The sequence below is a fragment of the Streptomyces longispororuber genome (assembly GCF_014656095.1).
Taxonomy (GTDB): Bacteria; Actinomycetota; Actinomycetes; order Streptomycetales; family Streptomycetaceae; genus Streptomyces; species Streptomyces longispororuber.
Map to the genome: position 1 here is coordinate 1 of NZ_BNBT01000140.1, position 24528 is coordinate 24528.

The window sequence follows — 24528 nt, forward strand, 5'->3', positions numbered from 1 at the left end:
ACCCCGCGCCCCCGGGCCCCGGCCCGGCGCCCCCGGTCCGCACCCCGCGCCCCCGGTCCGCGCCCCGCGCCCCGCCGTCAGCCGGCCCCGGTGCCGGTCCGTCGGGTGACCCGCTGCACGTACTCCTTCCTGTCCAGCGGGTTGTGGTCCGTGCGCGGGCGCGTCGGCGGTGCCCCGCGTACGGGCTCGTAGCGCTCGAAGGCGGAGTCCCACTCGGCCTCACCGCGCGTCAGCCCGGGCAGCAGTCGCTCCAGCTCGTGCACGTGCGCGGCGGGGATCACCCCGTCGAGCACGTACGACGAGCCGCGTACGACCGGTGCCCGCGGCACGGCGCGCAGGCGCCCGAGCACCGGCAGCAGGGTGCCGAACACGTCGGCGGGCACGGTGAGGCGGAACCGGTGCAGTGGCTCGCACACGCGCGTGCCCGCCGCCCGCAGCGCGTCCATCAGGACGAGCGGCGTCAACTGGCGGAAGTCGCCGGCCGTGCTCGACATGCTCTTGTCGAACACCGCGTGCGCGTGGCTCTGCCGGGGCCAGTACCCGGAGTGCGTCATGGTGACGACGCAGTCCGGCACCTCCCAGCCGTACACGCCCTGCCGCAGCGTCTCCCGGACGGTCTCCTCGACCGCCTTGAAGAACGCGTACGGCATCGACCCCAGTTCGACGCCGAGCCGGAACGCCACGCCCGCCCCCGGCGGCGCCGGTTCCACCCGCAGCCCCACCGTCGCGAGGAACGGGTTGGGGGCGGTGTCGATGATCTCGGCGTGCGCGCCGGTGCCGACGACCCGCTCCACGCACAGCGTGGTCGTCCCGCGGAACTCGACGCCGATGCCGTACTCCTCCGCCAGCGTGGCCTCGACGACCTCCTTCTGCACCTCGCCGTACAGCGACACGGAGATCTCCTGGCGCAGCGGGTCCTGGCGCAGGCCGATCAGCGGGTCCTGCTCGGCGAGCTGGGTGAGCGCGGCGTGCAGCGCGCCCTTGTCGGCCGCGCGGCGCGGCACGACGACCGTCTCCAGGGTGGGCGGCGCGAAGTGCCGCCGGGGCGCGTGCCGTTCGGGCACGGCGCGCACGTCGCCGAGCACGTCCCCGATCCGTATGTCGCCGAGCCCCCACAGTTGGGCGATCTGCCCGGCGGCGGCGGTCCCGCGGGGCACGGCCGCACCCCGCTCGAAGACGCTGACGGCGGTCACCTTGCCGTCGGTGACACGGCCGGTGACCGCGCCGCCGGTGTCCGCGCTGTCGGTGGCACGGCCGGCGAGCGGTACCCGGTCGCGCACCCGCACCACCCCCGAGTACAGCCGCGCGTACGCCACCTTCTCACCTGCGGGGCCGCGCTCGACCTTGAAGACGGCGCCCGCCAGCGGCCCGTCCGGTGGACCGGACGCGGCGGGCAGCAGCTCCTTGACGGCGTCCGTCAGGGCGGTGATCCCGGTGCCGGTGATGGCCGAGCCGAAGAACACCGGGTGCACCTCGGCCCGCCGCGTCTGCTCCGCCAGGGCCGCGCGCAGCCGCGCGGGGGTGAGCGCGGCCAGGTCGTCGTCGACGTACGCCGTGAGCAGCGCGTCGTCCCGCTCGGCGAGGCACTCGGTCAGACGGGCACGGAAGGCGGCGTCGTCGGGGGCGTACGGAACGGCCCGCGCGCCCTGGGTGCCGGGGGAGCGGACGGTGCCCATGGCGACCACGGCCGGGGTCAGTTTCCGGCCGATCTCGGCGAGCACGCGGTCGCCGTCGGCGCCGCGGCGGTCGACCTTGTTGACGAACACCAGCGTGGGGATGGCGAGCCGCCGCAGCGTCCGCAGCAGGAGACGGGTCTGCGGCTGGACGCCCTCGACGGCCGAGACGACGAGCACCGCGCCGTCGAGCACGCTCAGGACGCGCTCCACCTCGGCGATGAAGTCCGGGTGACCGGGGGTGTCGATGAGGTTGACCGAGACGCCGTCCAGCGGGAACGACACGACGGCGGACTTGATGGTGATGCCGCGTCGCCGCTCCAGGGCCAGGGAGTCGGTGCGCGTGCTGCCGTCGTCGACGCTGCCGAGCTCGTCGACGACACCGGCGGCGTGCAGGAGCCGCTCGGTCAGGCTGGTCTTACCGGCGTCTACGTGGGCCAGGATGCCCAAGTTCAGGATGCGTGCGGGAGAGTGCGATGGCACTGGGCGTCATGTCCTCGTGTCGGGGGGTGATTCCTTCCTGGTGGGACACGGACGCCTGGCGCATCTGGGGTCTCCTGAGGCGGGGTTCTGTCATCGGCGGCGGGTTCAGTGGTCGTCGGTCGCTCGTCCGGCGGGCGCGCGCGGTGCGGGCCGACGTGATCAGTGCAGCAGGGGGCGCGGGAGAAGGGCAACTGATTTCCGGCGCTCGGGTCGAGGCCCGTGCCCCGGCGAGCGGCGAGCGGCGACCGGCGAGCGGCGAGCGGCGACCGGCGAGCGGCGAGCGGCGGCCGGCGCTCCGGTCGAGCCCGTGCCCGCGTACGCCGAAGGGGCCCGGCCGGTGCGCCCGGCCGGGCCCCATCGCGACGGTCAAACGCCCGTACGTCAGGCCTTCTTGGTCTCCCAGAAGATGCGGTCGATCTCGGCGATCAGCTCCAGGGCCTTCTCGCCGGTCTTCGGGTCCGTCGACGCCTTGGCGGCCGACAGGGCCTTCAGGGTGTCGTTGACCAGCACGTGGAGCTGGGGGTACTTCTCGAAGTGCGGCGGCTTGAAGTAGTCGCTCCAGAGCACCGAGACGTGGTGCTTGGCGAGCTCGGCGCGCTGTTCCTTGATGACCGTGGCACGGGCCTGGAAGTGCGGGTCGTCGTTGGCGGCCATCTTCTCCTGCACGGCCTTGACCGACTCCGCCTCGATGCGGGCCTGGGCGGGGTCGTACACGCCGCACGGCAGGTCACAGTGGGCACTGGCCTTGACCTTGGGGGCAAACAGGCGGGAGAGCATTGAGCTGTCCTTCCTCGTGATCGTCTTCTCAGGGGCGAGATTACTCCGTGAGAGACCTGTTTTCGCGGGCGCCCCCACGGGCTTAGGTCAAAAGTCCAGGGTCACACTGGGACTGGTGGAGGATTGGACCGGGAGGTTGTCTGATGCCTCAGATGGCGGCGGACGGGCGGGAGACACGCGTGCCGTTCCAGTTGATCGAGGTCGACGGGCCGTCGATGGTGCCCACGCTGAATCCGGGTGACTGGATGCTGGTGCAGCACGGCGCGCGGGTGCGGCCCGGTGACGTGGTGATCCTGCGGCATCCGCTGCAGCAGGACCTGTTGGTGGTCAAGCGGGCCGTCGAGCGGCGGGGCGGCGGCTGGTGGGTGCTCGGCGACAACCCGTACAACACGGGCGGCGACAGCAACGTCTACGGCGTCGTGCCGGAGGAGCTCGTGCTCGCCCGGGTGCGGGGGCGCTTCAGGCCGCTCAGCAGCTTCCGCGCGGAGCGCGAGGCGGTCGGGCGGCGTCAGCTCTCCCCGGCGGCGCTGGTCTCCTGGAGCTTCTCGGCCGTGCGGCCGGTGCTGGCGGACCGCTCGCTCTCCAAACGCTTGCGGGCGCGGTAGGCCGCCACGTTGGCGCGGGTCGCGCAGCGGTCGGAGCAGTAGCGCCGCGAGCGGTTGGTGGACGTGTCCAGATAGGCGTTGCGGCACGGCGCCGCCTCGCACAGGCCGAGCCGGTCCACGCCGTGCTCCGTCAGGTGGAAGGCGAGCCCCATCGCGGCGATGGCCGCGTAGCCCGCGGTCACGTTCGACGGGTGGTCGGCCAGGTGCATGTGCCACAGCGGGCGCCCGTCGTCGTCGCGGTAGTCGTGGCCGGAGATCTGCGGGCTCACCGGGAACTCCAGGAGCAGCGAGTTCAGCAGGTCCACGGCGAGGGTCTCGTCACCGCCGTCCGCCGCCTCGAAGACCGAGCGCAGCCGCGCCCGCACCGAGCGGAAGCGCGTCACGTCCGAGTCGGTGGCCCGGCGGGCCGCCTGCTGGTTGGCCCCGAACAGCTCACGGACCGCGTCGACGGACGTGAGCGAGTCCTTGTTGCGCGCCGGTTCCTCGGTGTTGACCAGTCGCACGGCGTAGTCCGAGTAATAGGCCAGTTCCACTTGTAGTCCTTACGGCGGCGGGCTATCTTCGTCTGCGGGCGAGGTAACAGGCGCTTTTCCATCGCGGGTGTTACCTGCCGAGGATATTCGAGGGTAGTACGGGACGGAGGGCTTCCGGTGACGGAAACGGTTAGCGGTACGGGCTTCGGGACCGACTGGCGCGCTTGGCAGGAGAGCTGGGACCGCCAGCAGGAGTGGTACATGCCGGACCGCGAGGAGCGGTTCCGCGTCATGCTGGACATGGTGGAGGCGCTGGTCGGCCCCGAACCGCGGGTCCTCGACCTCGCCTGCGGCACGGGCAGCATCACGGACCGGCTGCTGAAGAGGTTCCCCAAGGCCGTCAGCGTCGGCGTCGACCTGGACCCCGCCCTGCTCGCGATCGCCGAGGGCACCTTCGCCGGCGACGACCGGGTCACCTTCGTGACCGCGGACCTGAAGGACCCGGAGTGGGCCTCGCAGCTCCCGCACGACTCGTACGACGCCGTGCTCACGGCGACCGCGCTGCACTGGCTGTTCAGTGAGCCGCTGGCGGCGCTCTACCACCAGGTCGGCAAGCTCGTCCGGGACGGCGGCGTCTTCCTGAACGCCGACCACATGCCCGACCCCACGACGCCGCGCATCAACGCCGCCGACCGTGAGCAGCGCCACGCCCGCCAGGCCGCCGCGAAGGCCGCGGGCGTCCTTGACTGGGCGGACTGGTGGGCGCTCGCCGCCGCGGACCCGGTCCTGGCCGAGCCCACGGCCAAGCGCTTCGAGATCTACGGCGAGCACGCGGACGGCGACACCCCGCCCGCCGAGTGGCACGCCCGCACCCTGCGCGAGGCGGGCTTCGCCGAGGCCCGCACGGTGTGGGCGTCGCCGTCGGACGCGATGGTGCTGGCCGTGAAGTAGGGCTTGCCCGCGGCTACGGAGAGGGGCGGTACGGGTCGGTGACTCGTACCGCCCCTCTTCGTGGAGCGCGATTCCGGACGCGGGCGCCGGGGGCGTGTCCCCGGGGCGGCCCGGCGGCCCTGTGGCCCTGCGGCCCTGTGGCCCTGCGGCTCAGGGCGCCTTCGCCTCAGAGGCCCTAGAGGGTCCTCGCCTCAGAGCACCTTCGACAGGAACGACTTCGTCCGCTCGTGCTGCGGGTCGGTCAGGACGTCCCGCGGGTGCCCGGACTCGACCACCACGCCGCCGTCCATGAAGACGAGGCTGTCGCCGACCTCACGCGCGAAGCCCATCTCGTGCGTCACGACGATCATCGTCATGCCGGACTCGGCGAGGTCGCGCATGACGTCGAGGACGTCGCCGACGAGCTCCGGGTCCAGCGCGGACGTCGGCTCGTCGAACAGCATCAGCTTCGGGTCCATCGCCAGCGCGCGGGCGATCGCCACGCGCTGCTGCTGGCCGCCGGAGAGCTGCGAGGGGTAGTTCTTCGCCTTGTCCGCGAGGCCGACCCGCTCCAGGAGCTGCTCGGCGCGCTCCCGCGCCTCCGCCTTCGGCTGCCCCTTGACCTGCACGGGCGCCTCGATGATGTTCTCCAGGGCCGTCATGTGCGGGAAGAGGTTGAAGCGCTGGAAGACCATGCCGATGTCCCGGCGCTTCATGGCGACTTCGCTGTCCTTGAGCTCGTACAGCTTGTCGCCCTTCTGCCGGTAGCCGACGAGTTCCCCGTCGACGTACAGGCGTCCGGCGTTGACCTTCTCCAGGTGGTTGATGCAGCGCAGGAACGTCGACTTGCCGGAACCGGAGGGTCCGATGAGGCAGAAGACCTCACCGGCCTTCACCTCCAGGTCGATGCCCTTGAGGACCTCGACGTGGCCGAACGACTTGTGGACGCCCTCGGCCTTCACCATGGCGGTCATCGGATACCTCCGGAACGGTTGCCGAGGGACAGCATGTTGGCCTTGATCTTCTGCCAGGGGGTGTCCGGCAGGGTGCGCGAGGAGCCGCGGGCGTAGTACCGCTCCAGGTAGAACTGCCCCACGCTGAGGATCGAGGTCATGATCAGGTACCAGGTGGCGGCGAGGAGCAGGGTCTCGACCGTGGCGCCCGACGAGGTGCCGATGTCCTGAGCGTACCTGAGGAGCTCGTAGTACTGGACGGCCGCCACCAGGGAGGTCGTCTTCAGCATGTTGATGACCTCGTTGCCCGTCGGCGGCACGATCACGCGCATGGCCTGCGGGATGACGATGCGGCGCAGCGTCTTGTTGTGGCTCATGCCGAGCGCCTGGGCGGCCTCCGTCTGGCCCTCGTCGACCGAGAGCAGGCCGGCGCGGCAGATCTCCGCCATGTACGCGGCCTCGTTCAGGCCGAGGCCGAGCAGCGCCGTCAGGAACGGCGTCATGAAGTCGGCCCACTCGTCCTGGTAGACCGGCCCGAGGTTGATGTACTCGAAGACGAAGCCGAGGTTGAACCAGACGAAGAGCTGGACCAGGACCGGCGTACCGCGGAAGAACCAGATGTAGAACCACGCGATCGACGAGGTCACCGGGTTCTTCGACAGGCGCATCACCGACAGGACCACGCCGCCCACGACGCCGATGAGCATCGACAGGACCGTGAGGATCAGCGTCTCGCGGACGCCCTTGAGGATGCGGTCGTCGAAGAAGTTGTCCGGGATGGCGCCCCAGTTGATGTCGCCCTGGGCGAAGGCGTAGACGATCGCGCCCAGGACGCCGATGGCGAGCACGGCGGCGACGTAGCGGCCGTAGTGGCGCACGGGGATGGCTCTGATGGCCTCCGGCGCGGAGCGTGGCGGCTCGTCCTGCGGGCCGGGTGAGCCCGACTTGGTGATGTCCGTTGTCACGGGTGGTGCCTTTCAGCGACGAGTGTGACGAGGTGTACGACGGTGACTCGCGACGGTCTCGCGAGGGTCTCGCGGGGGTCGGCTCACTTGCCGCCGTTGACCACGGCCTTCTCGACCGCGCCGTCCTCGACGCCCCACTCCTTGATGATCTTCTCGTACTGGCCGTTCGCGATGATCGCGTCCAGCGCGGCCTTGATGGCGTCCCGCAGCTTCGGGTTGTCCTTGGAGATCGCGATGCCGTACGGGGCCGCCTCGACCTGCTCGCCGACCAGCTCGAAGTCCTTGCCGCCGCCGGAGGTCTTCACGGCGTAGGCCGCGACGGGGAAGTCGGAGGAGCCCGCGTCCGCGCCGCCGGAGCGCAGCCGGGTCTGGGCCTGCTGGTCGTTGTCGAAGGACTCGATGGCGATCTTCTTGCCGCCCTTGCACTTCTTCGACTCGGCCTTCGCCATGTCGTGCGAGACGGTGCCGCGCTGCACCACGACCTTCTTGCCGCACAGGTCGGACCAGGTCTTGATGCCCTGGTTCTCGCCCTTCTTGGTGTAGATCGAGACGCCCGCGGTGAAGTAGTCGACGAAGTCGACGCCCTTGCCGACCTTCTTGCCGGTCTCCTCGTCGACGCCCTCCTGGCGGTTCTTGGTGTCGGTCATGGCCGACATCGCGATGTCGTAGCGCTTGGAGCGCAGACCGCCGAGGAGCGTGTCGAAGGTGCCGTTGTCGAACTGGAACTCCACGCCGAGCTGCTTGCCCATCGCCTCGGCGATGTCCGGGTCGATGCCGACCGTGTCGCCGTTCTTGTCCTTGAACTCGACGGGCGGGTAGGCGATGTCCGAGCCGACCTTGATGACGCCCTTGTTGCGGACGCTCGCGGGGAGCATGTCGGAGAGCGGGGCGTCGATGACCTTCTTGCCGCCTTCGTCCTTCTTGTTGTCCCGCTGGTCGCCGCAGCCGGTCAGCAGCAGCGAACCGGCGACCGCGATCGCGCCGACAGCGACGATCCGGGACTTCGCGGAGCTCGCGGCGGTCGTGCGACGAGTGGTGCCTGCGGTCATAGGGGTCCTCCGGCGGATGGGGGAGTAGCCATGTGTCGTGACATGGGGCCGTGCACACACCTTCGGGTGTCGCGACCTCGTGTGATGGTGCATCTTGCCATTCGGACCGTCCGATTCTGGGGGCCGGAGATGTCAAAATCGGATAACGGGCGATCCGTGAACCACAACAGGCCGCTACGTCCCGGTCATTGGCGGAGCGGGGCGAACCGGTGGCAACCGCTGGATAACCGCCCAATCTCGCTATGTGGACGGCCCGAACGGGCCTTCCCTCTTAACTCTCGATAAATGGGGCATTCCGCGTCCCTGCTGCTCAGCTTCCCTCGCGTACGCGTGTTCGTCCACCCCTCTGTGGCCGCCGGGGTGGCGGAGGTGGACCTGTTCGCGCTGTGGAACGAGCGTTCTATCCACGGGGTGGGTAGGTCGTCGGTGGAGGGGCGGGGGTCGAGGGTGGGGCGTGGGCAGCCGCCACGGAGGGACCGCCGGCGGCGAGGGGCGGAGGCCGTCGGGCCGGGGTGACGAGCGGGGGCGGCGGGGCACAAGGAGCGGGAGCGGCCGGGGAGGCGTGGCCTGACGGGTGGCTCGTTCCGGGCTCGCCCCGTCCTCGTACGGGCCTTGACCTGGGCTGGAAACCGGCTGTTCACGTCGGGCTGTGACAGATATGGCTCGTCGGCGGCAGGAAGCATCCGGTAGAAAAGACGGTTACACCCCTCATCCGGGGCTCAGGGCGCGTGTGCGGCGCGCCCGCGTGTTCGTACGTACCTTCCCGTACCGCTCCGCCGCAGGCGGAGAGCCTCGCCGGCAGGCGGGGCACCGGGGGCCGACCGGCCCGCGGTGGGGTCGGGCGGGGCCCGGGCCGACCGGCCCGCGGTGGCAGCACGGACACGGTGCCCGCCCCACTTCTGCACCAGGAAGTGGTCCACCCTCAACATTGATCGATTAAGGGGTCAGACACAGTGGCAGCGGAGATCGTCAATCCTCGCAGCGACAGCGGTACGCGTACGGGTCACGAAGGCGCCGAGGAGCCCTTCGATCCCGCCTTCGCACTGCACCGCGGCGGCAAGATGGCCGTCCAGGCGACCGTTCCGGTGCGCGACAAGGACGACCTGTCCCTCGCGTACACGCCCGGCGTCGCGAAGGTGTGCAGCGCCATCGCCGAGAAGCCGGAACTCGTCCACGACTACACCTGGAAGTCGAACGTCGTCGCCGTCGTCACCGACGGCACCGCCGTGCTCGGCCTGGGGGACATCGGGGCAGAGGCCTCCCTTCCGGTCATGGAGGGCAAGGCCATCCTCTTCAAGCAGTTCGGCGGTGTCGACGCCGTGCCGATCGCCCTCGGCACCACCGACACGGACGAGATCATCGACACCGTGGTGCGGCTCGCCCCCTCCTTCGGCGGGGTGAACCTGGAGGACATCTCCGCGCCGCGCTGCTTCGAGATCGAGCGGCGCCTCCAGGAGCGCCTCGACATCCCCGTCTTCCACGACGACCAGCACGGTACGGCGGTCGTCACCCTCGCCGCGCTGCGCAACGCGGCGCGGCTGACCGACCGGACCCTCGGCGACCTGCGCGCCGTGATCTCCGGCGCCGGGGCCGCGGGTGTCGCCATCGCGAAGTTCCTCCTGGAGGCCGGGCTCGGCGACGTCGCGGTCGCGGACCGCAAGGGCATCGTCAGCCGGGACCGCGACGACCTCACGCCGGTCAAGCGGGAGCTCGCCGAGCTCACGAACAAGGCGGGCCTCAGCGGTTCGCTGGAGAGCGCGCTCGCCGGCGCCGACGTGTTCATCGGCGTCTCCGGCGGCACCGTGCCCGAGGCCGCCGTCGCCTCGATGGCCCCGAACTCCTTCGTGTTCGCCATGGCCAACCCGAACCCCGAGGTGCACCCCGACGTCGCCCACAAGTACGCCTCCGTGGTCGCGACGGGCCGCTCGGACTACCCGAACCAGATCAACAACGTCCTCGCCTTCCCCGGCATCTTCGCGGGCGCCCTCCAGGTGCGGGCCTCCCGGATCACCGAGGGCATGAAGATCGCGGCCGCCGACGCGCTGGCCGACGTGGTCGGCGACGAGCTCTCCGCCGACTACGTGATCCCGTCCCCGTTCGACGAGCGGGTGGCCCCGGCGGTCACCGCGGCGGTCGCGGCCGCGGCCCGCGCCGAGGGAGTCGCCCGGGCGTGACCCCACCCGCGCCACCCTGGCGCGGCTCGCACCGACACCGAGGCCTCGCCCCGAGCCGGGGGCGGGGCTTCGGTGTGTTCGGGGGGTGGGGGATGTGGGGCGAGATGCGGTGGGGCTTCGGGGCCGCGGGGGTGGGACTCGGCGAGGCTTCGCGGTCGGCGGGGGTTGGGTGCAGTGGGGGTTGGGGGCGTGCGGGCTCGGACTCGGCGAGGCCTTGAGGGCGGCGGGGTTGGGCTCGGTGAAGGGAGGGGCGGGTCCGGAGAGGTCTCAGTGGTGGGCGGGTGGGTGCGCGGTGGTGGGCGGGTAGGCGCGCAGTCGGGGCGGGGCCCGGCTTGGGCGAGGGCGCGGGCGGGGCTCGGCGTGGGCGGGGTCCGGGGTGTGACGCGGCGGGGGTCACATGCCTGGGCCGTTCCAAAGGCCCAGGCCCCCGACTACGGTCAGCGGCATGTTCGCTGCCTACGCCGCCCGCATCGACCCCACCCACCCCCTCAACGGCCTCGAACTGGGCGACCGCCCCGCCCCGACGCCCCGCCCCGGCTGGTCCACGATCCACGTCAAGGCCGCCTCCCTCAACCACCACGACCTGTGGTCCCTGCGCGGGGTCGGCCTCGACGAGGACAAGCTCCCGATGATCCTCGGCTGCGACGCCGCCGGCGTCGACGAGGACGGCAACGAGGTCGTCCTGCACTCCGTCATCGGCCAGTCCGGCCACGGCGTCGGCCCGCACGAGCGCCGCACCATCCTCACCGAGAAGTACCAGGGCACCTTCGCCGAACAGGTCTCCGTACCCACCTGGAACGTCCTGCCCAAGCCCAGGGAACTCTCCTTCGCCGAGGCCGCCTGCCTGCCCACGGCCTGGCTCACCGCCTACCGCATGCTGTTCACCAACGCGGCCGTACGACCCGGCGACTCGGTCCTCGTCCAGGGCGCGGGCGGCGGCGTCGCGACCGCCGCGATCGTGCTCGGAAAGGCGGCGGGCCTGAAGGTCTTCGCCACCAGCCGCGACGAGGCCAAGCGCAAGCGGGCCCTGGAACTGGGCGCGGTCGAGGCGCTCCCCTCGGGCGCACGGCTGCCGCAGCGGGTCGACGCCGTCATCGAGACGGTCGGCGCCGCCACCTGGTCGCACTCGATCAAGTCCCTGCGTCCCGGCGGCACCCTGGTGATCTCCGGTGCCACCAGCGGCGACCGCCCTTCGCACGCCGAACTGACCCGGGTCTTCTTCCTGGAACTGCGCATCGTCGGCTCCACGATGGGCTCCAAGGACGAACTGGAAGACCTCCTCGCCTTCTGCGCGAACACCGGCGTGCGGCCCGTCATCGACGAACTGCTGCCGCTCGACCGCGCCCGGGAGGGCTTCGAACGCCTGGAGGCAGGCGAGCAGTTCGGCAAGATCGTACTGACGGTCTGATCGCCCGGGCCCGCTTCCCAACACCTCCCCTCCACCCCCACCCGTGTCAACCAGGGTTGACGCGGGTGGGGGTGTCAACCTATGTTGACAAGCATGACCGAAGCAACGGATCTCGCCGAGCGTGCGGGAGACCGCGACCCACGGGTCGGACTCCGTGCTGTCAGCGCGCTGCGGCGCCTCGTGGAACAACTCGAAGCCGTCCAGGTGCGCAGCGCGCGCCGACAGGGCTGGTCGTGGCAGGAGATCGCCGCCGAGCTCGGCGTGAGCAGGCAGGCCGTGCACAAGAAACATGGGAGGCAGTGATGTTCGAGCGATTCACCAAGAGCGCCCGGGCCGTGGTGACCGGCGCGGTCGAGCATGCCGAACGGGCGGACGCCGACACCGTCGACGAGAGTCACCTCCTGCTCTCCCTGCTCGACCGGCAGGGCAGCCGCGCCTCCTTCGCGCTGGCCGCCCTGGGGGCCGACCGGCGCCGTGAGGAGATCGTCCGCGAACTCGCCGAGGCCCGCCGCCGGGGCGGTCTCAGCCAGGCCGACACCGAGGCGCTCGCCGGGCTCGGCATCGACGTCGAGGAGATCGTCGCCCGTGTCGAACAGGCCCACGGCGCGGGTGTCCTGGCCGGGGCCGGCACGGCCCGCGGGCGCCGGGGCTTCGGCTCCTGGTCCGGGCACCGCCCCTTCACCCGGGAGGCCAAGGGCACACTCGTGTCGGCCCTGCGGATCGCCACCGCGCGAGGCGATCGGATCATCGGCGACGAACACCTCCTGCTCGCCCTGACCACCCGCCCCGGCGTGGTGGCGGAGGTCCTGGCCGACCGGGGCGTCACACGCGCGGCCTTGGACCGGGTGCTGCCCTAGCCCCGACCGCCCCACCGCTCACGGGCAACCCGCCTCGCTGCCTTCCGGCCATCCGCCCTGCTTCCCGCGGCTCGCCTGGCCCGTCGCCTACGACGCGTTCGTCCCACGGTCCGGAGCCACACCTCTGCCCGGAGCCACATCTCCGCGACCTTCCGGCCTCCGCGGCCTTCCGGCTTCCGCGCCCGTCCGGCCTTTCCCGTCATCCACCCCATCGCCCGCGAGTGAGCTTGGCGCCCGGCGCTCGTAGCCCTCACCTCTCGCTGGAACTACCCCCTCTCCGCCTGGCGGTCCGTCCTGCGGGCCGCCAGGCCCTCGCGTTCGACCTCCCGACTACCGCAATCCCGACCCCGCCCTGACCGAAGGGGCATCCCGGTCCGACGGCGCCTGTGCGCGCGGCAGGCGCCTCCAGCTATGCCTTCGGTGTGCGCAGGGACGCCGTGACGTGCGCGGCCGTCTCGGACAGGCGGCGGCGGGCCTCGCGGAGTTGCTCCTGGGAGACTCCGTGGTCGCGTGCCGCGTCCCGGATGTCGTCCCGGAAGCGGTCCAGGAGCCGCTCCAGGTCACGCACCGGGTCGCCGCCTGCCGCTGCCTCTTCCTCGTGGGCCCAGTCCGGCAGGTACTCGACCGGGACCTCCTCCCGCGGCGGTGTGTACACGGGGCCCGGCCCGGGCGCCTCGCCGTACCGGTCCCGCTGATCGGCCTTGTCGTGCTGATCGGCCTTATCGGTCTTGTCGGCCTTGTTGTGCTTGGTGTCGGTGTCCCCGAGGCCGAAGTCCATGCCGAAGCCCCGGCCGAACTCCTTCCCGAAGTCGCCGACCTCCTTGGCCAGTTCGGCGAGGCCTTCCCGCACTCCTGTCGGCCAGTCGCCGTGCGCGAAGTGGACCTGCACCCGCTCCTGCACCCGCTTGGCCATGCGCTGCCACTCCTCGCGCGCCCGCTCCTCCGCGTCACGCGCCTGGCGGCGGGCCCGCTGGGCCTCCTCACGGGCGCGGCGGCTCTCGTCCTTCGCGCGCCTCGCCTGCTCCTTCCACTCCTGCCGGGCCCGCCTGAACTCCTCCTTCGCCTGCCGCCAGCTCTCCGTGCCGGCCCACGCGCCTTCGGCGGGTTCGCCACCGAAGGGGTTGCCCGGGCCGCCGCCGGACCTGCCCGCGGTCCGCGCCTGCTGAGCCGCCGCGCGCATCTCGCGCCGCAGCTCACCCGCCGCGCCCTGCACGCCGTCGCGGATCTCGGCGGCCAGCTCCGCGACCGACTCGCGGATCTCCAGCTCCAGGTCGGCCAGCTCGCCACTGCGGCCGGCCAGCTCGGCCCGGCCCGCGTCCGTGATGGCGTAGACCTTGCGGCCGCCTTCCGTGGTGTGGGTGACCAGGCCCTCCGCCTCCAGCTTGGCCAGGCGCGGATACACGGTGCCTGCCGAGGGCGCGTACAGCCCCTGGAAGCGCTCCTCCAGGAGGCGGATCACCTCGTAGCCGTGGCGCGGGGCCTCGTCCAGGAGCTTGAGCAGATACAGGCGCAGGCGGCCGTGGGCGAACACGGGGGGCATCTCAGAGCACCTTCTTGTCGGTCGGGGCGTCGGTGGCGGTGTCCGCCCCCGGGGTGCCGGTCGGGGTCTCGGGGGCGGCGTCGGCCGAGGAGGCCGGGGCCGGTGCGCCCTCCGCCGGGGTGCCCGGCGCGGGGTCACCGCTCCCGTACCGATCTTCCTCTACCGGTGGCCTGCGCAGGAGCGCGATGGAACCCGAGACCGTGGTCGCCCTGAGCCGGCCCCGGCCGGAGCCGAGGCTGCCGGATATCTTCTTCGTGCCCCAGTGACCGCTGATTCTGAGCTCCTCGAAGTCGCTGGACAGTGAGCCGCTGGTGGTGTCCGCCTCGACCTGCGCGTGCCCGGGCCGCGGCAGCCGGATGGCTATCTCGCCCGAGACGCTGGAGAGCCGGACGTCGGCCGGACCGCTGACGGGGTCCAGGTCCACGATCATCGAGCCGGTCACCGATTCGGCCCGAACGGAGGACCCGGCGCCTTCGACGACCGTCAGTTCACCGGAGACGGACTCGAAGCTCAGGTCGCCGGTGAGGCCCTGGGCCTCGACGCTGCCGGAGACCGTCTCGGCCCGGGCCGGACCGGTGAGGCCGACCAGCGTCGCGGCGCCCGAGATGCTCCGCACCTCCACGAGGTCCTCGACCCCGCTGACCATGGCTTCGGCACCGATCACGCCCACCTCGACGCGCGTACCGGCGGGGACCGCGAGGGAGACCACCGCGTGACGGCGGGGCCCCGTGGGCGCCAGCCACTCCAGCAGGCCTTTCCAGGGGAGGTCCTCGTACGCGACGGACAGCGTGTCCCCGGACCGCGTCACGACGAGTGGGGGGCCCGCCATGTCGGACACCTCCAGCCGCGCCATGTCTTCGTCGGTGCCGACGACGTTCACCACGCCGTTCGCCACGCGGACGCGCAGTCTTCGCACGGGCGCGTCGAACGTGAGCTTCCGCGGCTCGGTGACGGACCACTGTGACATGCCGACAGGCCTCCTTGCGTGGGTGGACACGACGCGCCATATCGCATCCTCGCTACACACGATATATCGCGCTCACGGAAAGTCAAGACCTATCTCGTGTCCGGACCTCGCGATATCCGGCAACCTCCGGCACCTTCCGGCGGCCCGGCGACCTCCAGCGGCCTCCGGCGCCCCGGCCACCTGCGGTGCCCCGGCAACGTCCGGCGCCCCGGCCACCTGCGGCGACCTCCGGCAACCCGGCGGCTTCTGGCGATCTCCGGCGACTATCCGCCGACCGTCGGCCGCCCCCGCCCCCGCCCTCGGCCGGAGCCAGGCGGCACAGCGGGGCCTCGCGCCCCTTCCGGCAGCGGCCGCCACGGCCCGGTGCGCTGAACATCCGCCTTTGTCCTAGCGTGGGGCCATGTCCTCCGAGCCGACTCCCACCTCTCACTCCACCCCCAGCTCTCACTCCGCTCCCACCTCTCACTCCGCCCCCGCCTCGAACCCCGTCTCCGCCGCCGCATCCGTGCCGGCCTCCGGCGGCGCGGCCGCCTCCGCCGGGGCGCTGCTGCTCTGCCGGGCGCGTCCGGGCTCCGTCGAGACCGTCGCGCAGTTGCTGCGCGAGCGGATGCTGCTGGTGTCCGCGGGGCCGGAGTGGAGCGTGCTCGTTCCGGAGGGGAAGCCGTGGCTGGAGGGCGGCGAGCCGGTCGACGGTGTGGTGGCAGGGTGGGCCGCCGCGCTCGCCGTGGGGTCGCCGTGGCCGGTCCTTGCCCTGTGGTGGGACGGCGACCGCTCCGGCTGCACGCTCGCCGCGGGTTTCCGGCGCACGGTCGGCTACGTGTGGCTGGCGAACGGCACCCCCGTCGGTGAGGACGAGGCGATGCGGACCCTCGCCGCGCGGCTCGGCCTCGACCCGGTGCTCGACATGCAAGCCCTGGACGCCTTGGCCCGCCCGGATGCGCAGGCCGACGCCCGCGCCCGGCTGCGCGGCCTCATCGCGGTCCTCACGCGCGCGGGCGTCACCCTGCCGCCCGGTCTGGGCCCCGGTGAACCGGCCGACCGGCTGCGGGAAGCGGCCCGCGAGCTGGACGGCGTACGGCACGTCGAGTGGCCGGGCTGGCGTGACGCCGTGCGCGCCGAGCTGGACGCGGTGGAGAGCGGCCCGCTGGGCCCGTGGCTGCGCGGCCCGCGCGCACGGGCCCTGGCGGGCGCCCAGGTGGCCGCCGGACTGCCACTCCTGGCCTGGTCCCTGCGGCGGCACGGCCGTGGCGGCTGGACGGCGGCGGGTCTTGTCCTCGTGGTCGACGGCGCGCTGGGGCTGGCGTACGACCGGGCGCGGCGACGGGACTGACGGGACGCGCCCCGGAGGCCCTGGTTCCGTGCGGTGGGCCAGGACGCTTGCGCCCCGGCCCACCCCAGTGCTGCCGAGCCCGCACCGAAAGCCCTGCACGGCAAGGGGCACGCGGGGCCGTCGCTAGCGGCGCCGTACCCCCGCACCCAGGGCGTACAGGTCCGCCCACTGCCGTGCCGTCAGGTCCTTCGGCAGGCGCGTCGGGCCGAGGCCGTGGCGACCGAGCCACCGGGCGACGGTGCGGCGCGGCAGATCCGGGCACGCGGCGGCGACGACCTGCGCCAGCCCCCGCCCCGGTCCGGTGAAGACGCGGTGCACCCTGTCCTGGTACCTCTTGCGGTCGGCGCGGTCGACGAGCGGGCGGTCGCGGCGCGTGACGGTCATGAGGCCGCCGTCCACGTTCGGGCGCGGCCGGAACGCCGCAGCGGGGACGCGCCGGGCCAGTGTGAACTCGTACCAGGGCCACCACTGGGCCGTCATCAGCGTCGCCCCGCCCACGCCCGCGCGACGGCGTGCGACCTCCCACTGGACCAGGAGGACGGCGTCCGTCCAAGCCGGTGCGCGCAGGATGCGGCGGAGCATCGGCGTCGTCTCGTGGAAGGGCAGGTTGCCGACCAGGACGTGCGGCGTCGACGGCGTCTCGTAGCGCAGGAAGTCGGCGGTGACGATCGTCGTCGAGTGGTTCGTACGGCGCTCCAGGCGGGCGGCGCGGCGGCCGTCGATCTCGATGCCCGTCAGACGCCTGCCGAGCTCCTGGAGGGGCAGGGTGAGCGCCCCGTCGCCCGGGCCGATCTCGACGATCGGCCCCCGTGTGCGGGCCACCAGGTCGACGACGGCTGTGATGGTCACCTGGTCGGTGAGGAAGTTCTGGCCGAGTTCATGACGGCCGTGGCGGTAGGCGGGGCGGTTCGCGGGGGCCCCGGTGGGGCGGGTGGGGGTGCCGGTGTGGCGTGCAGGGCTGCTGGCGTGGTGCTTGCGCACAGGAAGGACTCCGCGGCTTCGAGGTGAGCCGGGCAGCACGAGGTGCCGCTCGGCGCTGACGCGATGAAGCGGCGGAGCGTTCCCTTCCTGATGGCTGCCGGGGGCGCGCGAAACGTGCCCCGGGGCGCGGGAGAGGCCGACCGCCGCTACGGGCGGCGGTACCTCGTCACCGCGGGGGCTGCGCAGGCAGCGATTCCACACATGTCGCGCACGGTAGGCGCCTCACGGGGCCGTGAGCAATTGGTTTTCCCAGCGCGTCAGCGCTCGCTCTGCGCCACCGCCACAGGGGCCCCATCGTCGCCCCCCGGGGCAGCAGCCTCCCTAGGGCGCTACCAGCCCTCCCAGGGCGCCACCCTTCCCCCAGGAGACCCCTCAGGCGGCGCCCGGAGCGATCACTCCTCGTCGTCCTCGTCGTCCAGCCGCGCCAGCCACGTCGCCAGGCGCTCCACCGGGACCTCGAAGTCCGGGTTGAGGTCGACGAACGTACGGAGCTGCTCGGCCAGCCACTCGAAGGTGATCTCCTCCTCGCCGCGCCGCTTCTCCAGCTCCTCGATGCCACGGTCGGTGAAGTACAAAGTCATGCTCCTGACGGACGGGATGTTCGGTTTCATCGTAGGACGGAACGCCGGTGGGCCCGGCCCCGAGTCCGTGAACTCGGGGCCGGGCCCACCTCCGTACGGCCGTCCGGGGCCTAGGCCTCGAACACCTCGCGCACGAGCTGCTCCTGCTCGGCCTGGTGCCGCTTGGCGGAGCCGACCGCCGGGGCCGAGCCGTGCGGCCGCGAGATGCGGCGCAGGCGCTCGCCGTGCGGGATGTCGGCGCCGACGGCGAGGTCCAGGTGGTCGATCAGGTTCAGGGCGATGAACGGCCACGCACCCTGGTTCGCCGGCTCCTCCTGGGCCCACAGGTACTTCTCGGCGTTCGGGTGCTTGGCGATCTCCGCCTGGAGCTCGGCACCCGCCAGCGGGTACAGGCGCTCGATGCGGATGATCGCGACGTCCGTCGCACCGCGCTTCTGCCGCTCGGCCTCGAGGTCGTAGTAGAACTTGCCGGCGCAGAAGACGACCTTGCGGACCGCGGCCGGGTCCACCGTGGCGTCGCCGATGACGGGGCGGAAGCCGCCCGTCGTGAACTCCTCCGTCTTCGACGCGGCGGCCTTCAGGCGCAGCATCGACTTCGGGGTGAAGACCACCAGCGGCTTGTGGTGCGGGTTGTGCACCTGCCACCGCAGGAGGTGGAAGTAGTTCGACGGGAGGGTCGGCATCGCGACCGTCATGTTGTTCTGGGCGCAGAGCTGCAGGAAGCGCTCCACGCGCGCGGAGGAGTGGTCCGGACCCTGGCCCTCGTAGCCGTGCGGCAGCAGCAGCGTGACGCCGGAGGTCTGGTTCCACTTCTGCTCGGCCGACGAGATGAACTCGTCGATGACCGTCTGCGCGCCGTTGGCGAAGTCGCCGAACTGCGCCTCCCACATGACCAGGGACTCGGGCCGGGACAGCGAGTAGCCGTACTCGAAGCCCATCGCCGCGTACTCGGACAGGAGCGAGTCGTAGACGTTGTACCGGGCCTGGTCCTCGGAGAGGTACTGCAGCGGGGTGTAGTCCTCGCCGGTCGTCTGGTCCACGAGCACCGCGTGCCGCTGGCCGAAGGTGCCGCGGCGGGAGTCCTGGCCGGAGAGGCGGACCGGGGTGCCCTCCATCAGCAGGGAGCCGATGGCGAGGGTCTCGCCCATGCCCCAGTCGATGGTGCCGTCCTCGACCATGGCCGCGCGGCGCTGGAGCTGCGGCAGCAGGCGCGGGTGCACGGTGATGCGGTCGGGGATGTTGACCTGGGACTCGGCGATCCGCTTGACGACCTCCTGGGAGACCGCGGTGTCCACGGCCACGGGGAACTCGGTCTGCGGCGCCGGGACCTGCGCGGGGGCGGGGGCCGTGGTGGCCTCGCGGACCTCCGTGAAGACCTTCTCGAGCTGGCCCTGGAAGTCCTGCAGGGCCTGCTCGGCCTCTTCCAGGGTGATGTCGCCACGGCCGATGAGGGACTCGGTGTACAGCTTGCGGACCGAGCGCTTCTTGTCGATCAGGCTGTACATCTGCGGGTTCGTGAACGACGGGTTGTCGGTCTCGTTGTGCCCGCGGCGGCGGTAGCAGATCAGGTCGATGACCACGTCCTTGTTGAACGCCTGCCGGAACTCGAAGGCCAGGCGGGCCACGCGGACCACGGCCTCCGGGTCGTCGCCGTTCACGTGGAAGATCGGCGCCTCAATCATGCGGGCCACGTCGGTGGAGTACATCGACGAGCGCGCGGACTCCGGCGGTGCCGTGAAGCCGACCTGGTTGTTGATGATGATGTGGACCGTGCCGCCGGTGCGGTAGCCGCGGAGCTGCGACATGTTGAGCGTCTCGGCGACGACGCCCTGGCCGGCGAAGGCCGCGTCCCCGTGGAGGGCGACCGGCAGGACGGTGAAGTCCGTGCCCCCCTTGTTGATGATGTCCTGCTTGGCGCGGGCGACGCCCTCCAGGACCGGGTCGACCGCCTCCAGGTGCGAGGGGTTGGCGACCAGGGAGACCTTGATCTGCTCGCCGTCCAGGCCCGTGAAGGTGCCCTCGGCGCCCAGGTGGTACTTCACATCACCGGAGCCGTGCATCGACTTCGGGTCGAGGTTGCCCTCGAACTCGCGGAAGATCTGCGCGTACGACTTGCCGACGATGTTCGCGAGGACGTTCAGGCGGCCGCGGTGGGCCATGCCGATGACGACCTCGTCCAGGCGCGACTCGGCCGCGGAGTCGATGACCGCGTCGAGCAGCGGGATGACGGACTCGCCGCCCTCCAGGGAGAAGCGCTTCTGGCCGACGTACTTCGTCTGCAGGAAGGTCTCGAAGGCCTCCGCCGCGTTCAGTCGGCGCAGGATGCGGAGCTGCTCCTCGCGCTCCGGCTTGGCGTGCGGACGCTCGATGCGGTCCTGCAGCCACTTGCGCTGCTTGGGGTCCTGGATGTGCATGAACTCGATGCCGGTGGTGCGGCAGTACGAGTCCCGCAGCACGCCGAGGATGTCGCGGAGCTTCATCATCGACTTGCCGGCGAAGCCGCCGACGGCGAACTCGCGCTCCAGGTCCCAGAGCGTCAGGCCGTGCTCGGTGATGTCCAGGTCGGGGTGCTTGCGCTGCTTGTACTCCAGCGGGTCCGTGTCGGCCATGACGTGGCCGCGGACGCGGTAGGAGTGGATCAGCTCGAAGACGCGGGCGGCCTTGGTGACGTCGTCGTCGTGCGAGGCGTCGATGTCCTTGAGCCAGCGGACCGGCTCGTAGGGGATGCGCAGCGCCTCGAAGATCTCGTCGTAGAAGCCGTTCTCGCCGAGGAGGAGGTTCGCGACGATCCGCAGGAACTCGCCGGAGGCGGCACCCTGGATGACCCGGTGGTCGTACGTCGAGGTCAGGGTCATGACCTTGGAGATGCCCAGCTTGTTCAGGGTGTCCTGGGAGGTGCCCTGGAACTCCGCCGGGTAGTCCATGGAGCCGACGCCCATGATGACCGACTGGCCGGGCATCAGGCGCGGCACGGAGTGGACGGTGCCGAGGCCGCCGGGGTTGGTCAGGGAGACCGTGACCCCGGAGAAGTCGTCCATCGTGAGCTTGCCGTCGCGGGCGCGGCGGACGATGTCCTCGTAGGCCTGCCAGAACTCGAAGAAGTTCAGCGTCTCGGCCTTCTTGATGCCCGCTACAACCAGTTGCCGGTCGCCATTGGCCTTGACCAGGTCGATGGCGAGGCCGAAGTTGACGTGCTCAGGCTTGACGAGGGTCGGCTTGCCGTCCTTCTCGGCGTACGAGTAGTTCATCGACGGCATGGCCTTGATGGCCTGCACCATCGCGTACCCGATGAGGTGCGTGAAGGAGATCTTCCCGCCGCGGGCGCGCTTCAGGTGGTTGTTGATGACGATGCGGTTGTCGAACAGCAGCTTCACCGGGACCGCGCGCACGGACGTGGCCGTGGGCAGCTCCAGGGAGGCGTTCATGTTCTTCGCCACGGCGGCGGAGGGGCCGCGCAGGGTCACGTACTCGGGACCGGCGGGGGCCTCGGTGGCCGGCGCGGCCTTCGCGGGCGCCGGCTTCGCGGCGGCCGGCTTGGCCGCGGGGGCCGGAGCCTTCGCCGCGGGCGCGGCGTCGACGGGCGCGGCCTCGGCGGGCGCGGGCGCGGCGGCGGGCGCGGCCGGGGCGGGGGACGTGGTGGACGCGGCCCCCGCGGCCGCGTCACCCGCCGGCTTGGCCGGAGCGGCGGTCGCGCCCGCCCCGGGCTTGTAGTCGGCGAAGAAGTCCCACCAGGCGCGGTCGACCGAATTCGGGTCCTGGAGGTACTGCTGATAGATCTCGTCGACGAGCCACTCATTGGGACCGAACGCGGCAGCAGGGTTCTTGCCCTGCGCTTCTTGGTCGGTCGTGGTGCTCGAGTTACTGGGGGACTGTGGCGACACGGCGGCAACCGCCCTCTTCCGCTTCACAAGGTGATGGACAGCGGAAATAAAGGCTACGCCTCCTCCCGCGCCAGGTGCAGGCCGGGCTGGTCATCCGTCGCGTAAGTCACACTGGATCGCTGGTTTCGGCGCTGTAAATGGCGGGAAACTACCGAGGTTTGCCTATGGCACTGTGCCGCGTGGAGACCCCTGGGGTGCTCGACACGCGGTGGTGGCCCGGGCGGCGCGCGCCCCGCGCGCCCATGATTCGCTTCCGCTTCGAACCTTACGTCAACTTCAGCCCTCGGGCAGGCCCGGAAGGCTGACCTGGATCCGGCATCCCCGAACCGATTCGGCCACCCCTATGTGGCCGCCGTGCAGATCGACCGCCCAGCGCGCGATGGCCAGCCCGAGCCCCGTGCCGCCGTCGCCCCCGGACGGGGCGCCGGCGTGCACGCCGCGGTTGAACCGCTCGAAGACGCGATGCCACTCCGACTCGGGGATCCCAGGGCCCTCGTCGAGGACCTCCAGGTCCAGTGACTCGGGATAGGGGCCGCGCCGGGCACGCACCGTGACGCGGCCGTGCGGCGGGCTGTGCTTGACCGCGTTGTCGATGAGGTTGGCGACGACCTGGTGCAGGCGCTCGGCGTCGGCGTGCGCCGTCAGCTCCGGGGGCGACACGTCCAGGTGCAGATGGACGTCCGTACGGGTGTGGCTGCCGGAGCCCGACGGCATCCCCTTGCGCGCGGAGGCGACCATGTTGGCCTCCTTCAGGACCCCCGACAGATAGGGCCACACCTCGAAGCGGCGCGCCTTGAGCGGGACGACGCCGTTGTCGAGCCGGGAGAGGTCGAGCAGGGTGTCCACCAGGCGTCCCAGGCGCTCGGTCTGCTTCAGGGCCGTACGCATGGTCTCCGGGTCGGCGGCCGACACCCCGTCGACGACGTTCTCCAGGACCGCGCGCAGGGCCGCGATGGGGGTGCGCAGCTCGTGCGAGACGTTGGCGACCAGCTCCTTGCGCTGCTGGTCCTGGGCCTCCAGGTCGTCGGCCATGCGGTTGATCGTCGTGGCCACGTCGCCGAGCTCGTCACGCCGGTCGGCGCCGCGGACACGGCGCGTGTAGTCGCCGTGCGAGACGGCCCGGGCCACCGAGTTCATCTCGTCCAGCGGGGCGGTGAGGCTGTGTGCCACGAACTGCGTGATCAGCAGCGTCGCGATCACCGAGAACACCGTGATGAAGCGCAGCTCCGTCTCGGTCTTCATGGCCACGATCAGCAACCCGGTGGTGATGAACACCGAGACGACGACCAGGGTGCCGAGCTTCGTCTTGATGGAGAACGGCCGGAGCCCGCCGAAGGGACCGCTCACCCCGCCACCTCCACCCCGGTCGCTCCGCCACCACCGACCCATGCCCGGGACGCCGCCCACCATGCCGCGCAGGTCACCGTGCGCCGTCACGGCGCTCCCGGTGCGCCGGGCCGTCGAACCGCTCAGGGCGCCCGTAGGCGGGCCGCCGGCGGCGCCGGGGTCCGCGGTCATGGGGTGGGCGTCTCCAGGGCGTACCCGACCCCGTGGACCGTGCGGATGCGCTCGGCGCCGATCTTGCGGCGCAGTGCCTTGATGTGGCTGTCCACCGTGCGCGTGCCGGAGGCGTCCGCCCAGTCCCACACCTCGGCGAGGAGCTGCTCGCGCGAGAGCACCGCGCGCGGGGTGTTGGCCAGGCACACCAGGAGGTCGAACTCCGTGGGTGTCAGGTGTACGTCCTCGCTGCGCACCCGCACCCTGCGCTGCGCGTGGTCGATCTCCAGCTCGCCGAGGCGCAGGATGCCGCTGCGCGGCGTCGTCGCGGCCAGGGCGGCCCGCTCCACGCGGCGCAGCAGCACGTGCACGCGTGCGGCCAGTTCGCGCATGGAGAACGGTTTGGTCATGTAGTCGTCCGCCCCGACGCCGAGCCCGACGAGCATGTCCGTCTCGTCGTCCCGCGCGGTGAGCATCAGTACCGGTACCGGGCGCTGGGCCTGCACGCGGCGGCAGACCTCAAGGCCGTCGAAGCCCGGCAGCATGATGTCGAGGATCAGCAGATCGGGCTGCCAGGCCTGGGCGGTGTCCACCGCAGCCGGGCCGTCCGCCGCCGTTTGCACGACGAAACCCTCGGCGCGCAGACGGGCGGCGATGGCGTCCACGATCGTCGGGTCGTCCTCGACCACCAGTACGCGGCGCTGTGCTCCTGGCATCGCCGCCGTGGCGCTGTTGTGGGAGGTGTGTGTCTGCTCCATCGCCCCGCCCCTGACGTGATCGCTTGGTGTCCGGTCAGCAGAGTACGGGGCGCGGAGGCACCTCGGCTACGCAGCCCTTGTCGCGAGGTGGACCACGTCCGGTACGCCCCGGGCAACGGCGATCTCTTCCGTACGTACGTGCTGGAATCCGGCATTCCGCAAAGCGGAGTCGAAAGTGGGTGACGGCTGCGCGGACCACACCGCGAGCACGCCGCCGGGGGTGAGCCGGGCCCGGCACGCGGCGAGACCGGAGGGCGAGTAGAGGCTCTCGTTGTCCTCGGTGACGGTCCAGTCGGGACCGTTGTCGATGTCGAGGCACAGGGCGTCGTACCTGGCTCCGGCGGCCGCGGTCGGCGGTGTTCCGTTTTCGTTGACGCTTGCGAATGCGCCTCTGACATATGCGACCAGATCGGTGTGCAGGATCTCGGTGCGCGGGTCGGCGAGTGCCTCGCGGGAGAGCTCCCCGAGCGGTCCGTCCAGGTGCCAGTCGATGACGGCCCGCTCCCGCTCCACCACGGTGATGCGGCCCCACCGGCGGTCCGCGGCCGCGTGGGCGAGCGAGAAGCCGACCCCTAGGCCGTTTCCTTCGGATCGTCTGATCGTTGGTTGGTGTGTGTCGTTGACTGACGCCCAGTGGGCGAGGATC

Annotated in this window: 21 protein-coding genes; 7 read left to right on the top strand and 14 right to left on the bottom strand. The window is 71.6% G+C overall.

Going from position 1 to position 24528, the window contains the following annotated elements:
• Positions 1 to 77 precede the first annotated feature (77 nt).
• Positions 78 to 2156: an elongation factor G gene (locus IE330_RS30585; protein WP_229926039.1), complete on the bottom strand. Its 2079-nt coding sequence runs from the start codon at positions 2154 to 2156 to the stop codon at positions 78 to 80.
• Between the two features lie 381 nt (positions 2157 to 2537).
• A complete protein-coding gene (sodN, locus tag IE330_RS30590; protein WP_030683420.1) occupies positions 2538 to 2933 on the bottom strand; it encodes a superoxide dismutase, Ni in 396 nt (131 codons plus the stop codon).
• A gap of 143 nt (positions 2934 to 3076) precedes the next feature.
• On the opposite strand from sodN, the gene sodX reads away from it, so the two are divergent.
• Positions 3077 to 3538, top strand: coding sequence for a nickel-type superoxide dismutase maturation protease (gene sodX / locus IE330_RS30595; protein ID WP_190139416.1), 462 nt, complete (start codon positions 3077 to 3079; stop codon positions 3536 to 3538).
• Here sodX and IE330_RS30600 read toward each other — a convergent pair.
• A complete protein-coding gene (locus IE330_RS30600; RefSeq protein WP_190139417.1) occupies positions 3442 to 4071 on the bottom strand; it encodes a CGNR zinc finger domain-containing protein in 630 nt (209 codons plus the stop codon). The two genes, sodX and IE330_RS30600, sit on opposite strands and share 97 nt — an antisense overlap.
• Before the next feature lie 117 nt (positions 4072 to 4188).
• On the opposite strand from IE330_RS30600, the gene IE330_RS30605 reads away from it, so the two are divergent.
• Positions 4189 to 4962, top strand: coding sequence for a class I SAM-dependent methyltransferase (locus IE330_RS30605; RefSeq protein WP_190139418.1), 774 nt, complete (start codon positions 4189 to 4191; stop codon positions 4960 to 4962).
• Positions 4963 to 5153: 191 nt separating this feature from the next.
• Here IE330_RS30605 and IE330_RS30610 read toward each other — a convergent pair whose 3' ends face one another.
• The 3 genes from IE330_RS30610 to IE330_RS30620 all read right to left on the bottom strand — a co-directional run bounded on the left by IE330_RS30610 (position 5154) and on the right by IE330_RS30620 (position 7908).
• A complete protein-coding gene (locus IE330_RS30610; RefSeq protein WP_308439058.1) occupies positions 5154 to 5915 on the bottom strand; it encodes an amino acid ABC transporter ATP-binding protein in 762 nt (253 codons plus the stop codon).
• A complete protein-coding gene (locus tag IE330_RS30615; RefSeq protein ID WP_190139419.1) occupies positions 5912 to 6859 on the bottom strand; it encodes an amino acid ABC transporter permease in 948 nt (315 codons plus the stop codon). The genes IE330_RS30610 and IE330_RS30615 overlap by 4 nt, the downstream gene beginning before the upstream one ends.
• An 83-nt stretch (positions 6860 to 6942) precedes the next feature.
• Positions 6943 to 7908: an ABC transporter substrate-binding protein gene (locus IE330_RS30620; RefSeq protein ID WP_190139420.1), complete on the bottom strand. Its 966-nt coding sequence runs from the start codon at positions 7906 to 7908 to the stop codon at positions 6943 to 6945.
• 953 nt (positions 7909 to 8861) lie between these two features.
• On the opposite strand from IE330_RS30620, the gene IE330_RS30625 reads away from it, so the two are divergent.
• From IE330_RS30625 to IE330_RS30640, 4 genes are all read left to right on the top strand, one after another.
• Positions 8862 to 10082 carry an NAD(P)-dependent malic enzyme gene (locus tag IE330_RS30625; RefSeq protein ID WP_190139421.1) on the top strand — a complete coding sequence of 407 codons (1221 nt, stop codon included), beginning with the start codon at positions 8862 to 8864 and terminating at the stop codon, positions 10080 to 10082.
• 445 nt (positions 10083 to 10527) lie between these two features.
• Positions 10528 to 11490, top strand: coding sequence for a zinc-binding dehydrogenase (locus IE330_RS30630; RefSeq protein ID WP_190139422.1), 963 nt, complete (start codon positions 10528 to 10530; stop codon positions 11488 to 11490).
• A 93-nt stretch (positions 11491 to 11583) separates the two neighbouring features.
• The gene (locus IE330_RS30635) at positions 11584 to 11793 is read left to right on the top strand and encodes a helix-turn-helix domain-containing protein (protein ID WP_190139423.1); all 210 of its coding nucleotides are present in this window, start codon (positions 11584 to 11586) and stop codon (positions 11791 to 11793) included.
• Positions 11793 to 12347, top strand: a complete 555-nt coding sequence (locus IE330_RS30640) for a Clp protease N-terminal domain-containing protein (protein WP_190139424.1) — start codon at positions 11793 to 11795, stop codon at positions 12345 to 12347. The genes IE330_RS30635 and IE330_RS30640 overlap by 1 nt, the downstream gene beginning before the upstream one ends.
• Positions 12348 to 12756: 409 nt before the next feature.
• On the opposite strand, the gene IE330_RS30645 is transcribed toward IE330_RS30640, so the two are convergent.
• Both IE330_RS30645 and IE330_RS30650 read right to left on the bottom strand, forming a co-directional pair.
• Positions 12757 to 13887 carry a PadR family transcriptional regulator gene (locus IE330_RS30645; RefSeq protein WP_190139425.1) on the bottom strand — a complete coding sequence of 377 codons (1131 nt, stop codon included), beginning with the start codon at positions 13885 to 13887 and terminating at the stop codon, positions 12757 to 12759.
• A 1-nt stretch (position 13888) separates the two neighbouring features.
• Entirely contained in the window at positions 13889 to 14854 is a 966-nt protein-coding gene (locus IE330_RS30650) for a DUF4097 family beta strand repeat-containing protein (protein ID WP_190139426.1), read from the bottom strand.
• A 400-nt stretch (positions 14855 to 15254) separates the two neighbouring features.
• Here IE330_RS30650 and IE330_RS30655 point away from each other — a divergent pair, with 400 nt between their 5' ends.
• Positions 15255 to 16184, top strand: coding sequence for a serine/threonine-protein kinase (locus IE330_RS30655; protein ID WP_229926040.1), 930 nt, complete (start codon positions 15255 to 15257; stop codon positions 16182 to 16184).
• A gap of 123 nt (positions 16185 to 16307) precedes the next feature.
• On the opposite strand, the gene erm is transcribed toward IE330_RS30655, so the two are convergent.
• The 6 genes from erm to IE330_RS30685 form a co-directional block, all read right to left on the bottom strand.
• Entirely contained in the window at positions 16308 to 17165 is an 858-nt protein-coding gene (gene erm / locus IE330_RS30660; protein ID WP_190139427.1) for a 23S ribosomal RNA methyltransferase Erm, read from the bottom strand.
• A gap of 392 nt (positions 17166 to 17557) precedes the next feature.
• Positions 17558 to 17740, bottom strand: coding sequence for a DUF6104 family protein (locus tag IE330_RS30665; protein ID WP_018892073.1), 183 nt, complete (start codon positions 17738 to 17740; stop codon positions 17558 to 17560).
• A 116-nt stretch (positions 17741 to 17856) separates the two neighbouring features.
• Positions 17857 to 21627, bottom strand: coding sequence for a multifunctional oxoglutarate decarboxylase/oxoglutarate dehydrogenase thiamine pyrophosphate-binding subunit/dihydrolipoyllysine-residue succinyltransferase subunit (locus tag IE330_RS30670; RefSeq protein WP_190139428.1), 3771 nt, complete (start codon positions 21625 to 21627; stop codon positions 17857 to 17859).
• Positions 21628 to 21903: 276 nt separating this feature from the next.
• Positions 21904 to 23016, bottom strand: coding sequence for a HAMP domain-containing sensor histidine kinase (locus IE330_RS30675; protein ID WP_373314762.1), 1113 nt, complete (start codon positions 23014 to 23016; stop codon positions 21904 to 21906).
• A gap of 125 nt (positions 23017 to 23141) precedes the next feature.
• Positions 23142 to 23882, bottom strand: a complete 741-nt coding sequence (locus IE330_RS30680; RefSeq protein ID WP_016641312.1) for a response regulator transcription factor — start codon at positions 23880 to 23882, stop codon at positions 23142 to 23144.
• Between the two features lie 66 nt (positions 23883 to 23948).
• Positions 23949 to 24528 (bottom strand): polyamine aminopropyltransferase (locus IE330_RS30685; RefSeq protein ID WP_229926041.1); only part of this gene is annotated, 580 nt, incomplete at its 5' end.

Coding starts and splice junctions, on each gene's coding strand:
- IE330_RS30675 (WP_373314762.1), bottom strand. CDS start 23,016: ATGGGTCGGTGGTGGCGGAGCGACCGGGGTGGAGGTGGCGGGGTGAGC.
- IE330_RS30640 (WP_190139424.1), top strand. CDS start 11,793: ATGTTCGAGCGATTCACCAAGAGCGCCCGGGCCGTGGTGACCGGCGCG.
- IE330_RS30655 (WP_229926040.1), top strand. CDS start 15,255: ATGTCCTCCGAGCCGACTCCCACCTCTCACTCCACCCCCAGCTCTCAC.
- IE330_RS30645 (WP_190139425.1), bottom strand. CDS start 13,887: ATGCCCCCCGTGTTCGCCCACGGCCGCCTGCGCCTGTATCTGCTCAAG.
- IE330_RS30610 (WP_308439058.1), bottom strand. CDS start 5,915: ATGACCGCCATGGTGAAGGCCGAGGGCGTCCACAAGTCGTTCGGCCAC.
- IE330_RS30650 (WP_190139426.1), bottom strand. CDS start 14,854: ATGTCACAGTGGTCCGTCACCGAGCCGCGGAAGCTCACGTTCGACGCG.
- IE330_RS30630 (WP_190139422.1), top strand. CDS start 10,528: ATGTTCGCTGCCTACGCCGCCCGCATCGACCCCACCCACCCCCTCAAC.
- IE330_RS30620 (WP_190139420.1), bottom strand. CDS start 7,908: ATGACCGCAGGCACCACTCGTCGCACGACCGCCGCGAGCTCCGCGAAG.
- IE330_RS30680 (WP_016641312.1), bottom strand. CDS start 23,882: ATGGAGCAGACACACACCTCCCACAACAGCGCCACGGCGGCGATGCCA.
- sodX (WP_190139416.1), top strand. CDS start 3,077: ATGCCTCAGATGGCGGCGGACGGGCGGGAGACACGCGTGCCGTTCCAG.
- IE330_RS30635 (WP_190139423.1), top strand. CDS start 11,584: ATGACCGAAGCAACGGATCTCGCCGAGCGTGCGGGAGACCGCGACCCA.
- sodN (WP_030683420.1), bottom strand. CDS start 2,933: ATGCTCTCCCGCCTGTTTGCCCCCAAGGTCAAGGCCAGTGCCCACTGT.